Origin of the sequence: Halospina denitrificans (genome assembly GCF_004364635.1) — a bacterium.
GTDB lineage: Bacteria > Pseudomonadota > Gammaproteobacteria > Pseudomonadales > Oleiphilaceae > Halospina > Halospina denitrificans.
Genome location: NZ_SOAX01000003.1, coordinates 125,538 through 139,839, shown reverse-complemented (window position 1 = coordinate 139,839; position 14,302 = coordinate 125,538). Strand labels below are relative to the sequence as shown.

Below are 14,302 nucleotides of genomic sequence, written 5' to 3'. Positions count from 1 at the left end.
ATGAATTTACCGAACATACTCACTGTTTCGCGCATCATTCTTATCCCGGCCCTCGTGCTGGTGTTTTTCATGCCTTTCCACTGGGCGTACATGGCCAGCGCCGTTGTTTTCGCCATAGCCGCGATCACGGACTGGCTGGATGGTTTCCTGGCACGGCGTTGGGACCAGTCCACACCCCTCGGGGCCTTCCTGGACCCGGTGGCGGACAAGCTGATTGTCTCGGTGGCGCTGGCGTTGCTGATCCACGATTACGGCTCCCTGTTTCTGACCATACCGGCCATTGTCATTATTGGCCGTGAAATCGTGATATCCGCGCTGCGCGAATGGATGGCCGAGATGGGTAAGCGGGCCAGTGTGGCGGTGTCCTATATCGGCAAGCTCAAGACCGGCTTCCAGATGGTGGCCATCGTGCTGCTGCTGGCCTATCCGCCGGGAGAGCCGGTGGCCCGTGCAGGCCTGGTCATTCTCGCCATCGCGGCGGCGCTGACGCTCTGGTCAATGAGCGTGTATCTCAAGGCGGCCTGGGAGGAAATGGCCGACTAGACCAACGGTCTCAATCAGTCCATTCATTTCACCAGGGAGACGACCCGCAATGCCGTCACTCCAGGATCAATTACTGAAACAGGGCCTGGCCGACGAGAAACAGGCCAAGGCTGCTAAAAAAGAAAAGAAACAACAGCAGAAGCAGCGCAAGCAGCAGCCCAAGGGGACACAGTCGGTCAATGAGACCCGTGAACGGGCCCGGCAGGCCAGGGAGGAGCAGGCCGAGCGGGATCGTGAGCTGAACCGTCAGCGCGAAGAGGAAGCGCAGCGTCGCGCGGTTCAGGCACAGATCCGCCAGCTGGTCGAAACCAATCGTTTGAGCCGGAAGGAGGGTGAGACAGCCTACCAGTTCGTGCATAACAGCAAGATCAAAAAGCTGTATGTGGACGAACAGACCGTGGATGCCCTGGCGCGCGGGCAGTTGGCTGTTGTCTGCCTTGACGGCACCTACGATGTGATCCCGGAAGGCATTGCCCGCAAGATCCAGGAGCGTGATGAGTCGGTTGTCGTGGTCCTCCATGAGCGTAAGAAGGAGGACGATGACGAGGATGATCCCTATGCCGGATTTGAAATCCCGGACGACCTGATGTGGTAGAGGACGCCCTCAGCGCGCTTGCCAGACGATGACGGCCTGCACGGTTCCATCCCGGGGGTAACGGAATTCGAACCGGGCGTCGAACCGCTCTGTGATCGCGCGCACGATCGTCAGCCCCAGACCTTCGCTGCGCCGGACGTCTCCGCCCGCGCTCTCGCCCATCCGGTTGGTTACTGTCATTACAAGATCCGAGCCGCTCTGATCCGCCCTGAGTTCCACCGGTTCATCACCTGCGCCATGGCGCAGTGCATTCTCCAGAAGGTTACGCAGTGCCGCTGATGCCAGCGGAGCGGGAACCGGAAGATCCGGCAGGGAGGGGGCCGCCTCGATCCTGACCCGGTCACGATCCGGAAGGTCCACCATGGCCTGGTGGATCACCGTTTCCACGGCTGCCCGCTCCTGATTGTCCACGCCCAGGCGTTCAACCCGCGCGAGCATCAACAGTTGCTCGATGATCCGCTGCAGGCGCTGGATACCCGCTTCTGCCTGGCTCAGCGCCTTGCTGGCTTCCGGCGCCTGGCGTTGGGCAACCTGCAGGTGGGTTTTAATCGCGGTCAGTGGGGTCCGCAGCTCATGCGCTGCCTGGCTGGCGAAGTGCTGCTCCCGCTGTATGGCATCATTAACCCGTGCTAGCAGGTTGTTCAGCGTTGAGACCACCGGCTGCAGTTCGGAGGGGGCCGAGCCGATGTCCACCGGGGTAAGCATGGAGGGGCTGCGTTGGGCGACTTCACGGCTCAGCCTTTCCAGTGGTGCCAGGCCCCGGCTTATGCCGAACCAGACCACGCCGATACCGCCGGCCAGCGCCAGTGCGAAAGGGGCCACCAGCACCAGGAAAATGCCCTGGCGCAGCGCATTGCGTTCGTTCATGCGGTCGGCCGTGGTGATGTGCATGCCATTGTGCTCGAGGGTATAGAGTCGCCAGCGCTCCCTGTTAATGACGGTATTCCGGTAGCCGGGCTCGGTGCCCGCCAGGGCCTGGCTGTCGGCGCCTTCAGTGCGGACCAGAACCTCGCCGCTGGCAGCCTGGATCTGGCAGGCCACACCTTCGGAGTCCGGTTCCACGAGTTCTGTATAATTGCTGGGCTGTTCCAACAGGTCGGGATGGCGGGCCACCAGGCCTGCAACCATCCGGGCCGAGGCGGCCAGGCGCTCATCCAGGGTATCCGAGATCTGGCTCCGCAGATCCAGAAACAGCAGGGCCGCCGCGGATGCCCAGAGCATCCCCAGTGCCAGCCCGAGGCCAAGAACCAGTCGCCGCTTCAGTGTCATTGCTGCTCCCGAGCTACATCGCCTGGCGGTGGGCCCAGCCGATACCCCATGCCGCGGACGGTCTGAATGAGGTCACGGCCGAGTTTGCGGCGCAGGTGGTGAATATGGACGTTTAGGGCATTACTGCCGATTTCAGTATCCATACCGTAGATGGCATCTTTCAGCTGCTCTTCCGTCAGCAGGCTGTTGCCCGCACGCAGGAATTTTTCCAACAGCAGCAGTTCCTTACTCGAAAGGCTAATCGGAACACCGTTCAGCGTCACCTCGCTTTGAGCCGGTAAAAAACGCAGGCCGCCGTGATCAATGGCCGGGGAGGACTGCCCTGATGCCCGTCGCCGCAGCGCCCGCAGCCGGGCGCTCAGCTCATCCAGATCAAAGGGCTTGAGCACGTAATCATCCGCCCCGGACTCCAGCCCGGTCACCCGGTCCTCCATGGCATCCCTGGCAGTAAGCACCAGTATCGGCACGGTGACGCCACGCGCGCGCCACTGGCGCAGCAATTCCAGGCCGTCAACGTCCGGCAGCCCGAGATCCAGTATCACGATGTCCGTGTCCATCGTGGCGATGGCGTTTTCGGCACTTCTGGCATTGGTGACCCAGTCCACTACGAACGCGTCCATCTCCAGACCGCTCACCAGGCCGGAGGCGACGAGTTCATCGTCTTCGATCAAAAGCACATGCATTCCGGGAAACCTCTTAATGCCCACTTAATCGGTGCGCTGCACAATCCCTGCTTCCTAATGAGCAGCAGGGAGACAGTCATGATACGCACTCGGTCCGTAACGGCCGTTCTGGCAGCCCTGTTCCTGATGCTGGCTGCCATTCTACCGGTTCAGGGCGCCATGAATCAGTCGGATTTTCTGTCGCCGGAAGAGGCGTTCCAGTATGAACTGGTTCCGGACGGTGACCAGCTCCGTCTCGAGTGGACCATTGCGGACGATTACTACCTGTATCGCAAGCGTATGACCATCACCGGGCAGGAGGCGGAGCCTGCCGGCGTGGAATACCCGGAAGGCGAAATCATTACGGACGAGTATTTCGGGGAATCGGAGGTCTATTACAATCAGGCTGAGGTCATGATTGATCCGGGTGAGGTCCGCACCCTTGAGCTCAGCTGGCAGGGCTGCGCTGACGCTGGCCTGTGCTATCCGCCCCAGAGCGCCACCGTAACACTGGACGGGCAAACGGCCGGCTCGGGTGAAGGCGGAGTATCCGATGCCGGAGCGACTGGAGGGGAGAATCGCCAGGCCGAGGATGAGTTCCTCGCCAGCAGCCTTGCGGACAGCAGCCTCGTCTGGAACCTGGCGTTGTTCTTCGGGCTGGGCCTGCTTCTGGTCTTTACCCCCTGCGTGCTTCCCATGGTTCCGATACTGTCTGCGGTGATCGTGGGCAGCCAGGCCGGGCGCGGCCGTGCGTTCTGGCTGTCATTGGCCTTTGTGGTCACCATGGCGGCCACCTATGCCGTCCTGGGGGCGGCAGCGGGGCTGATTGGCGCCAACCTTCAGGCCGCGTTCCAGGTGCCGCTGTTCATTGGCGGCCTGGCGGTGATTTTTGTGCTGCTGGCGCTGTCGATGTTTGGCGTTTATGAGCTGCAGCTGCCGGCCTTCATCCGGGAACGCCTTGAGACCATGAACGGACGCCAGAATGGCGGTCACTTGGGCGGCGCCGCGCTTATGGGCTTCTTTTCGGCGCTTCTGGCAAGCCCCTGCATGACCGCACCGCTGGCGGGGGCGCTGCTGTATATTACCGAGTCCGGTGATGCGCTCCATGGCGGTCTGGGCCTGTTCGCCCTTGGGCTCGGCATGGGCGCGCCACTGGTGGCATTCGGAACCCTGGGTGCCAGCTTCCTCCCGAAACCCGGCGCCTGGATGAATGGCGTCAAGGCTGTATTTGGGGTGATTCTGCTGGGTACCGCCGTCTGGTTCCTGGAGCGTATCCTGCCAGCTGATGTGGCTATGGCACTCTGGGGCGTCCTGGCGCTCATCACGGCGGCTCTGGGCCTGAACGCAGTGCGCCATGCGTCCCTGGCGGAGCCGGCACGGGCGCTGTTTGCAGCGCTGGCGCTGGTGGTTGGCGTCTGGGGCGGCCTGATGCTGGGTGGAGCGGCCGGGGGCGGCAGTGATCTGCGTTCACCGCTTGCGCCCTACGCGGGCGGCGCAACGCCAAGTGCCCCGCAAGAGGCCGAGGAGGGGATGGCCGGTTTTGAGGTCATCAAATCCCCCGAGGATCTGGAAAAGGCCGTGGCGAATGCCGGCGCGCGGGGCCAGTGGACGCTTCTGGAGTTCTACGCCGACTGGTGCATCAGCTGTGAGGTGATTGAGGAGGAGGTCTTTGGGGACCCTGAGGTCCAGAAGGCCCTGGCGGATGTGCAGCTGCTGCAGGCGGACGTCACCGCCAATGACCGGATTGATCAGCGGCTGACGGAGGAATTGAGCGTGGTGGGTCCGCCGACCATCATGCTGATCGGGCCTGATGGGGAAGAGCGTCGTGGCTATCGTGTCACCGGAGAGATCAGCAGTGACGCCTTCCTCGATAGACTTTCCGCCACCGGTGCGTCGTCACTCTGAAGGAGGTATTGATGTCATCCATTGCTGTGGGGCCGCTGAGCCTTTCCGTTGCCCATGTCCTGATCATTGCGGCCTTTGTGGTGGCGCTTCTTGTCGGCGCCGTGGCAGGCCGTCGGGATCAGGTGAAAGTGGGCGGACCACTGGCGGACATACTGCTCTGGTCGCTGCTCTGCGCGCGGATCGGTTTCGTGGCGCTCTATTTTGAGCATTACTGGGATGACCCGCTGGGGATCATCGACATCCGCGATGGCGGCTTCCATCTGCTGTCCGGCCTCATCGGCTGTGCTATTGCCACCACCTATCAGCTCTGGCGCCATCCATCCGTGCGCGGGGCCCTGGGGATTGCGGTGACGACTGGGATCCTGCTCTGGGCCCTTCCCTGGGGCCTGATCACCCTGATGCAGGTCCAGGGGCAGGGGATTCCGGAGGTGACCGTCGAGTCACGCGATGGAGAGGCTCGGGCACTGGATACTATGGCGGATGGCCGACCCATGGTCGTCAATCTCTGGGCCTCCTGGTGTCCCCCCTGTGTGCGCGAAATGCCGGTGCTGGAGAAGGCCCAGGAGGCGCAGGAGGACATTGCCTTTGTGTTCGTCAATCAGGGGGAAGGCCCGCCGACGGTTAACAGTTTCCTGGATGAACATGGATTGACGCTGCGCAATGTGGTCCTGGACCGTCGGCGGGAGGTCGCTTCCAATACCGGCAACCAGGGACTGCCCACCACCCTTTTCTACAACGCATCGGGTCAGCTGGTGACCACTCATTATGGGGAACTCTCCAGCGCGACACTCGCGGATAATCTATCCGAATTCGAAACCAACACAGGAGACAACAACTGATGACATTAACCACCACTGCGCTCCAACGATTTCTTGCCGGCATTGTGCTCATGTTCGTGCTGGTCCTGCCCACGCATGCGCAACAGTCCGATGACGAAGACATCTGGCAGACCCTGGAAGACAGTCACTGGGTCCAGGACGGCGCGGATGATGCGGAGACCATCATCTATACTTTCACCGACCCCAACTGCCCCTACTGCGACAAGTTCCGGGAGCAGGCCACCCCCTGGATCGAATCCGGCAGGGTCCAGCTCCGCCACATCATGGTGGGCATCATCAAAAGGAGCAGTACGCCGAAGGCCGCCACCATCCTGGGCAGTGAGGATCCGGAAGCCAGATTGGCGGACAACCGCAGAGCCTATGAAGAGGGTGGTATCCAGCCGGATGAGGCGATTGTGAAGAAAGCAGAAGGTCAGGTGCGGGAGAACAACTTTCTGATGCGCGATCTGGGAGCCCGGGCGACCCCGACCACCATCTACTGGGATGACGAGGACAAGCTTTCCGCCAAGCAGGGCGCACCCCGGCCCCGGGAGATGGCTGACATCATGGGTAGTCCGAAGCCGGAGTGATGAGGGTCAGGGCAGCGGGAGTAGCATCATGCTGTGATTGAACTGCTCGCAATGCGCCGTCGTAGGTTTGTTTAAGTAAATCTATGGCGAAAAACCCGGCATGAGAAGATTAACCACAATCGTTGCTCTGACAATTTCATTTCTGTTTCTGGAGGGCTGCAGCGTCTTTGTTGAAGAACCACCCTACGAGCGCATCAAAAAAGACGGTTCCTTTGAGCTCCGGGATTATCCCAGTGTCGTCGTTGCGCAGACGACGGTGGATGCCTCGATGGAGGAGGCCGGCGGCGAAGCTTTCCAGCGACTCTTTGGTTATATCTCAGGGGAAAACGGCGGAGAAGCGGATATTTCGATGACTTCGCCGGTCACCCAAACGCCTTCTTCCCAGGAAATCGCCATGACCGCCCCGGTGGGACAACGAAAGACAGACACCGGCTGGGTGGTGTCTTTCGTCATGCCTGAATCCTACACGCTCGAGAACCTGCCCAGACCGACCAACCCTGAGGTGACGCTGCACAAGGTGCCGCCACGTCGGGTTGCGGTGATCAGGTACTCGGGAACCTGGAGCGCCAAGCGTTATAGAACGCACCTCGAAAAGCTACAGACCTGGGTTTCGGAAAACTCGCTCGAAGTGACCGACGAACCGATCTGGGCCCGGTATAATCCGCCGTTCATGCCCTGGTTCCTGCGTCGCAATGAAATCATGATCCCGGTGGCTCGCTCACTTGAAGAGCAGTCGGGGTGAATCCTTCATCCGGGGCCCGAGTGTATGGCCAAAAACAGTACAGGCGTGGCGATCATTGGTGGCGGACTGGCAGGGCTGGCGCTTGCTGATCACCTGCAACGTAGCGGTGTGGATTGCCAGGTATTTGAGGCACGTGATCGTCTGGGTGGACGCGTAGAGTCCGCGAATTGTCTGGGAGCCACTTTTGACCTGGGGCCCGCCTGGTTCTGGTCGATCCAGCCGCGGATGCTCAAGCTCTGTCAACGTCTGAGGCTGCCGGTCTTCGAGCAGCACAGCGCCGGCGACCTGCTTTTCGAGGATGCTGAACGCAGGGTCCATCGGGGCGCGGGTTATGCGAGCATGGAGGGGTCTCTGCGCATCGAGGGTGGCGCCAGCGCACTGATCAACGCACTCGCGCGGGGATTGCCTCAAGAGCGGCTGCATCTGGGGACGCCCGTGAGGGAGGTTGTTGCCAATGGTCAGATCACGCTTGCTGATCGGTCACTGTGGCAGGCAGAGCGGATTGTGCTGGCCGTGCCACCACGGATCGCTGCTGAGCTGCATTTCGAGCCAGCGCTTGACCCACGCCAGCGCCAGTTGCTCACCGATATCCCAACCTGGATGGCAGGGCATGCCAAGCTTGTGGCGGTCTATGACGAACCCTTCTGGCGCACGGATGGGCTTTCCGGGGATGCGATGAGCCGGAGTGGGCCGCTGATGGAACTCCATGACGCAAGCCCCCAATCAGGTCAGCCAGGCGCCCTTTTTGGGTTTTACGGGGTTCCCGCCCAGGTTCGGCGGGATCATCGGGACGAGTTAATCCAGGCAAGCCTCGCGCAGCTTGGGCGACTCTACGGAGTGCAGGCTGAGCGCCCGGTGCAAACCTTTCTCAGGGACTGGGCCCTGGAGTCGGAGATCGCGACACAGGCCGACCACCAACCGCCACCTAACCACCCCGTGTACGGTCTGCCTCAGGAACTCAATGGATTATGGGATGGGCGTTTACTGTTTGCTGCGTCAGAAATGGCTCCTCGTAATGGGGGCTTTATGGAGGGAGCACTGGAGCAGGCGGAGGCTGTTGCTCAGCAGCTACTGCGAACGCACTAACGATGAATGGTCCCGCCGGCGAAAACATCTATTGACGACCATCCACGCATGAGTACAATACACATCCGTTGTTGAGGGCAATGCCAGCCTCACTACGAAGCGGGAATAGCTCAGCTGGTAGAGCACCACCTTGCCAAGGTGGATGTCGCGAGTTCGAATCTCGTTTCCCGCTCCATTTCCTTTTTTACCTTTCCCTGGCGCGGTGGCAGAGTGGTCATGCGACGGACTGCAACTCCGTTTACGCCGGTTCGATTCCGACCCGCGCCTCCAAAATTACCGCTTTAAATCAAAGACCTAAATAGCTGCTCTTTCTCGATCTTCGCTGGTGGGACAAAACTGGGAAAATAACCCGGTTCAGCCGGTACCCTTAGGAACTCCTCAGTGAGCCTCTTCTTGCGCAGATCCCGCATCTGATACTGCGTTCCGTAATCAGCGGCTTCGCACGCTGCACGCCAGCTGTCTTGCATGAATCGATGCTTGACCGGCTTTCACCGACTGCGTTTGTCGAAATACCTCGGATATAGCATCAGGTAGGGGTCGAAGAAATCGAAGCCACCGTTGAAGAAACCGAACAGCGCCTGCTGGTGTTCAGATCCGACGCCGAACAAAAAGCCCTGAGTGAACTGGACCGCCTGAAACAGGAATTTTCTATACTGCAGGAAGAACTGGAAAAGGCGGAAGCCCTCAACGAAAAGCAGATCCTGAAATCGCCGGTCAACGGTGTGGTCCAGGAACTGGAGATACACACCGTGGGCGGCGTGGTCACCGCCGCGCAGCCACTGATGAAAATCGTGCCCCAGGGCACGCAACTGGAGGTCGAGGCCATGCTGGCCAACAAGGACATCGGCTTCGTCCACGTGGGGCAGTCGGCCGAGATCAAAGTGAGTGCTTTTCCGTTTACTGAATACGGCGTCATCAAGGCCGATGTGGTGGACCTGAGCGACGCCGCCATCCCCGACGAGAAGGCAGGCTGGCTGTTCAAGATGCGGCTTGGGATGGACAAGGAAACCATTCCGGTGAATGGCAAGGAAGTCAGGTTGCGGCCTGGTATGGTAGTCACGGCGGAAGTGAAGACGGGGAGCCGTTCCATGATGAGTTATTTCCTGTCGCCGATCATGAAATCGATGGACGAGAGTATGCGGGAACGTTAGCCGCCAGAATCAACAACAAGGAGCCAATAACATGAAACGCATGACCCGCCTTGTGGGCGCCCTGATCGCGGCTAGCCTTTTGCTGAGCGCCTGTACCGTTATTGAGGCCGATACCCAATACCAGGGACCGGGGCTTGAGCGGCATAAAGGCAGCGTCCAAACCGGCGCGCTCTATATGGTCCAGGATGATGGCACGGTACTTCGTTATGGCCCAGGGAATGGGTATATTCGTCTCACCGGGCCTCGAGAAGATGGCGTTTTTAAGGTGCCCGGTCTGGAGAATATTGAGGGTATTGAAGTTGGGACGATGCATGCTCTGGCGCTGGACCGGGAAGGGTGTATCTGGGCCTGGGGGAGGAACAAATACGATCCACTTGGATTTCAGCCGAACAGTGAGATAGAACAACCAACCAGATATGACGAACTATGTCACATCAAGGATTTTGATGCGGAAAGCTATTTTTCGATTGTGCTCCATGAAAACAACACGATTAGATTCTGGGGTGTTGAGGTTCCTGGAAATGTGAAAGGGAAACCCCTCTCCATAGAGGATTCGATTGAACGCGTTTATGCCGGCGGTCTTTTTTTTGCTGTTTCAGAGAGCGGTAAAGTGTATGCATGGGGACGTTCGAGTCACCACTCTGTTTTTTCATCAGGAGCTAAGGATCAGTGGAAGCCTGAGTTACTGGACATCCCTTGTTCTGTGAAGGGTGTGAACTATTCACCGGGTGCCGTTTTCGTCTGTGACAACGGTGATGTTTATGTATTTGGTCGAAATGGTGCAGGTTTTCTTGGTACTGGAGATCGTGCCCCGAGGAAACAAATAGAGAAGCATCCCTATTTAAGCGGTGTAGAGAAGGTTGAAGGCGGGTCCATTCGGATCGCCAAGTTAATGAATAACCAATATGTTGGATGGGGTGATCAAATCATCGCACCAATTGAGGCATCCAACCAAGGATATATGGTTGAGCCTATACGAATTGATGCTCCGGAAGGAACGATCGACTTCTATTCGAGTAGGCGCTCGATCTATTTCATTAATGAAGATGGCTCGGTCGCAAAACTGGTCCCGGAGGAGCATTGGTTCTGGCCGTATAAATACCTTCTCGAGGATTACCATTTCAGGTTTTACAAATAGTTGTTCTGGAGAGAATGATGTCCCAGTTTACTCAGTCAGCATTTGAAGCATCTTTATTGTCGGTCGTTTCTTACTTGAAGAAACCGAACAGCGCCTGCTGGTGTTCAGATCCGACGCCGAACAAAAGGCCCTGAGTGAACTGGATCGCCTAAAACAGGAACTTTCTACACTGGAGGAAGAACTGGAAAAGGCGGAAGCCCTCAACGAAAAGCAGATCCTGAAGTCGCCGGTCAACGGCGTGATCCAGGAACTGGAGATACACACCGTCGGTGGCGTGGTCACCGCCGCGCAGCCACTGATGAAAATCGTGCCCCAGGGCACGCAGCTGGAGGTAGAAGCCATGCTGGCCAACAAGGACATCGGCTTCGTTTACCTGGGGCAGCCGGCCGAGATCAAAGTGAGCGCTTTTCCGTTTACTGAATACGGCGTCATCAAGGCCGATGTGGTGGGTCTGAGCGACGCCGCCATCCCCGACGAAAGGCAGGCTGGCTTTTCAAGATGCGTCTGGGGATGGACAAGGAAACCATTCCGGTGAATGGCAAGGAGGTCAGGTTGCGGCCTGGTATGGAAGTCACGGCGGAAGTGAAGACGGGCAGCCGTTCCATGATGAGTTATTTCCTGTCGCCGATCATGAAGTCGATGGACGAGAGTATGCGGGAACGTTGACCGCCAGAATCAACAAAAAGGAGCCAACAACATGAAACGCATGACCCGCCTTCTGGGCACCCTGGTCGCAGCCAGCCTTTTGCTCAGCGGCTGCGCCGCTATTGAGGCCGATACCCAATACCAGGGGCTGGGGCTTGAGCGGCATAAGGGCAGTGTGGGCAGTGGAGCGCTGTATATGGTTCAGGATGATGGAACCGTTGTGCGATATGGCGGTGGAACCTACTACCTTAGTTATGCCGGCAAGGGGGGGGAAGAAGTATTCCAGCTACCCGGCCTGGAAAACATTGTGGGTATTGAGGTTGGAGCTTCGCATGCTCTGGCGCAGGACCGTGAAGGGTGTATCTGGGCCTGGGGGAGCAATAAATATAATCCACTTGGGTTTCAGGTGGAAAAGAGGGTTGAGAAACCGAAACGTTTTGAGAGCGTTTGTAATATAAAGGATTTTGATGCCGAGAGTTATTATTCGATGGCATTGTTTGAAAACAATACTGTAAAAGTCTGGGGTCGAGAAATCCCAGATGAGGTGCAAGGAATACCTTTTGAATTTGGCGATAAGATTAAAAAAGTTTTTGTGGGAAGCCTGTTTTTTGCGATTTCAGAAGATGGGGATGTCTATGCGTGGGGAAGCTCCGGGCAGTATCCAATATTCTCATCCGGAAGAAGGGAGCAATGGACCCCGGAATTATTGGATATACCCTGTTCTGTAAAAAGCGTTGATTATCCACCAGGCGCTGTTTTCGTCTGTGACAACGGTGACGTTTACGTTTTTGGTGATAATGGTGCAGGTGCTCTCGGTAACGGGGAGCTGACGCCTGTGAGGCAAATCAAGAAACACCCTTACCTGGAAGATATTGAGAAAATTGAAGGTGGGTCAATACGTATCGCTAAAACAACGTCTGGGAAATTTTTGGGTTGGGGGGATCAAATAATTGCACCAATTGAGGCATCCAACCAAGGATATATTCTGAAACCAGAACTACTCTATCCGCCTCAAGGCGCTATAGACTTCTTTTCCAATACCCACTCCATATTCTTTATTCTTAAGGACGGACGTGTTGCCGAGTTGATCCCTGAGGAGCATTGGTTCTGGCCTTATAAATATATGCTCGAAGACTATCATTTCAAATTCTATACCCACTAAATAGGGCAGGAAATACCATGTCTGAATTTACTAAATCCGCGTTCGAGGCATCGCTACTGTCTGTAGTCGTCTACAATGATCAGATCTCAGAAACCTCCGATAGCGATGATTTGATAGAGCGCCTATCAGGCAGCTTATCCGAAACCGAAATAAACTATTTCATCGATAATTTCGAAATCGTCAGCACCTCACCCAACTTTGAAGGTAGCGAGCTGGACGATAGCGGCTACCAGGGTATGCTGGTTAAGAGAAAGGGCTCTGACGATGACGGATCCAGTGAGTACTGGTTCGTTAATCGTGGTACCGAAATGGACAGTCTGGAAGGTCTTTTTCAGGATGGTATCTTGGCGGATGGTGGAGTTTTCCTCCAGGGGGAAGCTTCTTATCAACTCGCCGCGATGACATCCTATTTTAACGACGTGGTGGTGGAGAACGAGGATGTTCCTGCGGACGCCACAATATACGCTGCGGGTCATTCTCTGGGCGGGCATCTCACAACGTTACTGGCCGATGCTTATGACGATACCATTGAGCACGCCTACACGTTTAACGGAGCGGGCGTGGATAGCTTGCCCGATACGGAATCCGAACAGGAAACATTAATAGAGCAGATTTACCAGTCAGTAGCCGACTCAAATATTGCCGATACAGTAGCCAATATCTTTACGCAAACATTTCAGTCGAATCAGGGTCATGACAACGTTTCCAATTTTGTCACGACAGAAGGCCTTGAGGTTGTCCCTGCCACAAACTCGCTCCTTGGCGAGATCTACAGGGTTGCAACGGAAGAAGGCTGGCATGGCAGCGGTAATCTGGCCCACTCCCTGTTCGCCCACCACATGATCTCGGAGTTCGACAGCTCCTTGTCAATTGACGATATCGGCCAAATATTGAACGAGAGCTCCAATACTGGGGAGGCGGAGCACGATACCTTTATTAAGGGGATCTCGGAAATATTGGGTTTCGACACGTCGAGTTTATCCGGCGAGGCGTCGAATGACACATCCGATGGCGAAAGTGATATTAACGAATCTCACCTTTTATTAAGCGAGGTTGCATCCCAATACAGTGACCAAGGCTTCAAAATAACGCCCCTGGACAGCGTCAGCTCCAGCGACCTGATGGACCAGTTGAACGCCGATACCACCCAGGGTGCGGTGGCCCGCTACAGCGTGCTCAACAACCTCTCGTTTCTCGTCGAAGGCGACTTCTCCGATGTCACCCCGTCCTTCATGGACAACGAGGCCTACACCGACCCCTCTCAGTATTCCGAGGCCTTCTGGGCCGATAAGCTGGACGCCCTGTCGCTGATGCTGTCCCGAAACAGCGAGGATGGTGACAACGGTGACGTTTCCGAGCCCGGGGAAACGATCTATGACGACCGGTTGGGAGAGGATGAAGTCTACGGGGACGGCGTATCTGAGGTGTGGTACCCAAGAACCGAATCGCCTGAATTGAAGGAGGATATTACCCAGCAGGTGGTGTTCGGCACCCATGATGACGACTCGATTACAACCGGCACGAAAGATGATCGCGTCTATGGTCTTGACGGAAACGACGATATTAAGACCGGTGAAGGTAATGATCAGGTTGAGGCTGGAGCCGGTAATGACGAAGTGGATGGCGGAGCCGGCATTGACGCTCTCGATGGCGGGAGTGGCCATGGCCGATTGCATGTACTGAATACGGCGTCATCAACGCTGAGGTGGTCGGCCTGAGCTACGCCGCCATCCCCGACGAGAAGTCAGGCTGGCTTTTCAAGATGCGGCTGGGGATGGACAAGGAAACCATTCCGGTGAATGGCAAGGAAGTCAGGTTGCGGCCTGGCATGGAAGTTACGGCGGAAGTGAAGACGGGCAGCCGTTCCATGATGAGTTATTTCCTGTCGCCGATCATGAAGTCGATGGACGAGAGTATGCGGGAACGTTGACCGCCAGAATCAACAAAAAGGAGCCAACAACATGAAACGCATGACCCGCCTTCTGGGCACCCTGAT

At 57.2% G+C, this 14,302-nt stretch carries 16 protein-coding genes and 2 tRNA genes; 16 read left to right on the top strand and 2 right to left on the bottom strand.

Annotation, left to right across the window (positions count from 1 at the left end; all coding sequences use genetic code 11):
• A complete protein-coding gene (pgsA, locus tag DES49_RS07670; RefSeq protein ID WP_133735827.1) occupies nucleotides 1-543 on the top strand; it encodes a CDP-diacylglycerol--glycerol-3-phosphate 3-phosphatidyltransferase in 543 nt (180 codons plus the stop codon).
• 49 nt (nucleotides 544-592) lie between these two features.
• Entirely contained in the window at nucleotides 593-1,138 is a 546-nt protein-coding gene (locus DES49_RS07665) for a DUF2058 domain-containing protein (protein WP_133735826.1), read from the top strand.
• Nucleotides 1,139-1,147: 9 nt separating this feature from the next.
• On the opposite strand, the gene DES49_RS07660 is transcribed toward DES49_RS07665, so the two are convergent.
• Both DES49_RS07660 and DES49_RS07655 read right to left on the bottom strand, forming a co-directional pair.
• Nucleotides 1,148-2,407, bottom strand: a complete 1,260-nt coding sequence (locus DES49_RS07660; RefSeq protein ID WP_133735825.1) for a histidine kinase dimerization/phospho-acceptor domain-containing protein — start codon at nucleotides 2,405-2,407, stop codon at nucleotides 1,148-1,150.
• Complete coding sequence (locus DES49_RS07655) at nucleotides 2,404-3,090, bottom strand: response regulator (RefSeq protein ID WP_133735824.1); 687 nt, start codon at nucleotides 3,088-3,090, stop codon at nucleotides 2,404-2,406. The genes DES49_RS07660 and DES49_RS07655 overlap by 4 nt, the downstream gene beginning before the upstream one ends.
• Before the next feature lie 78 nt (nucleotides 3,091-3,168).
• Here DES49_RS07655 and dsbD point away from each other — a divergent pair, with 78 nt between their 5' ends.
• The 14 genes from dsbD (at nucleotide 3,169) to DES49_RS07590 (ending at nucleotide 14,236) form a co-directional block, all read left to right on the top strand.
• Nucleotides 3,169-4,974: a protein-disulfide reductase DsbD gene (gene dsbD / locus DES49_RS07650; RefSeq protein WP_133735823.1), complete on the top strand. Its 1,806-nt coding sequence runs from the start codon at nucleotides 3,169-3,171 to the stop codon at nucleotides 4,972-4,974.
• Between the two features lie 11 nt (nucleotides 4,975-4,985).
• The gene (locus DES49_RS07645) at nucleotides 4,986-5,813 is read left to right on the top strand and encodes a TlpA disulfide reductase family protein (protein WP_133735822.1); all 828 of its coding nucleotides are present in this window, start codon (nucleotides 4,986-4,988) and stop codon (nucleotides 5,811-5,813) included.
• Nucleotides 5,813-6,382, top strand: coding sequence for a thiol:disulfide interchange protein DsbG (gene dsbG / locus DES49_RS07640; protein ID WP_133735821.1), 570 nt, complete (start codon nucleotides 5,813-5,815; stop codon nucleotides 6,380-6,382). Before DES49_RS07645 ends, dsbG begins: the two co-directional genes overlap by 1 nt.
• A gap of 100 nt (nucleotides 6,383-6,482) precedes the next feature.
• Entirely contained in the window at nucleotides 6,483-7,124 is a 642-nt protein-coding gene (locus tag DES49_RS07635) for an SOUL family heme-binding protein (RefSeq protein ID WP_133735820.1), read from the top strand.
• 24 nt (nucleotides 7,125-7,148) lie between these two features.
• Nucleotides 7,149-8,210 (top strand): flavin monoamine oxidase family protein, encoded by a 1,062-nt coding sequence (locus DES49_RS07630; protein WP_133735819.1) that lies wholly within the window; start codon nucleotides 7,149-7,151, stop codon nucleotides 8,208-8,210.
• Between the two features lie 99 nt (nucleotides 8,211-8,309).
• Nucleotides 8,310-8,385 (top strand) — tRNA-Gly (locus DES49_RS07625).
• Nucleotides 8,386-8,406: 21 nt separating this feature from the next.
• Nucleotides 8,407-8,480 (top strand) — tRNA-Cys (locus DES49_RS07620).
• 314 nt (nucleotides 8,481-8,794) lie between these two features.
• Complete coding sequence (locus DES49_RS07615; RefSeq protein ID WP_243864951.1) at nucleotides 8,795-9,361, top strand: HlyD family type I secretion periplasmic adaptor subunit; 567 nt, start codon at nucleotides 8,795-8,797, stop codon at nucleotides 9,359-9,361.
• 31 nt (nucleotides 9,362-9,392) lie between these two features.
• Nucleotides 9,393-10,499, top strand: coding sequence for an RCC1 domain-containing protein (locus DES49_RS07610; RefSeq protein ID WP_133735817.1), 1,107 nt, complete (start codon nucleotides 9,393-9,395; stop codon nucleotides 10,497-10,499).
• A 100-nt stretch (nucleotides 10,500-10,599) separates the two neighbouring features.
• Nucleotides 10,600-11,034, top strand: a complete 435-nt coding sequence (locus DES49_RS07605) for a beta-barrel domain-containing protein (protein WP_166646032.1) — start codon at nucleotides 10,600-10,602, stop codon at nucleotides 11,032-11,034.
• Entirely contained in the window at nucleotides 11,010-11,165 is a 156-nt protein-coding gene (locus DES49_RS15480) for a hypothetical protein (protein ID WP_166646031.1), read from the top strand. The genes DES49_RS07605 and DES49_RS15480 overlap by 25 nt, the downstream gene beginning before the upstream one ends.
• 31 nt (nucleotides 11,166-11,196) lie before the next feature.
• A complete protein-coding gene (locus tag DES49_RS07600) occupies nucleotides 11,197-12,306 on the top strand; it encodes an RCC1 domain-containing protein (protein ID WP_133735815.1) in 1,110 nt (369 codons plus the stop codon).
• A 17-nt stretch (nucleotides 12,307-12,323) separates the two neighbouring features.
• Nucleotides 12,324-14,024, top strand: a complete 1,701-nt coding sequence (locus DES49_RS07595) for a DUF6792 domain-containing protein (protein ID WP_133735814.1) — start codon at nucleotides 12,324-12,326, stop codon at nucleotides 14,022-14,024.
• Nucleotides 14,012-14,236 (top strand): hypothetical protein, encoded by a 225-nt coding sequence (locus tag DES49_RS07590; protein WP_133735813.1) that lies wholly within the window; start codon nucleotides 14,012-14,014, stop codon nucleotides 14,234-14,236. The genes DES49_RS07595 and DES49_RS07590 overlap by 13 nt, the downstream gene beginning before the upstream one ends.
• Nucleotides 14,237-14,302 lie beyond the last annotated feature (66 nt).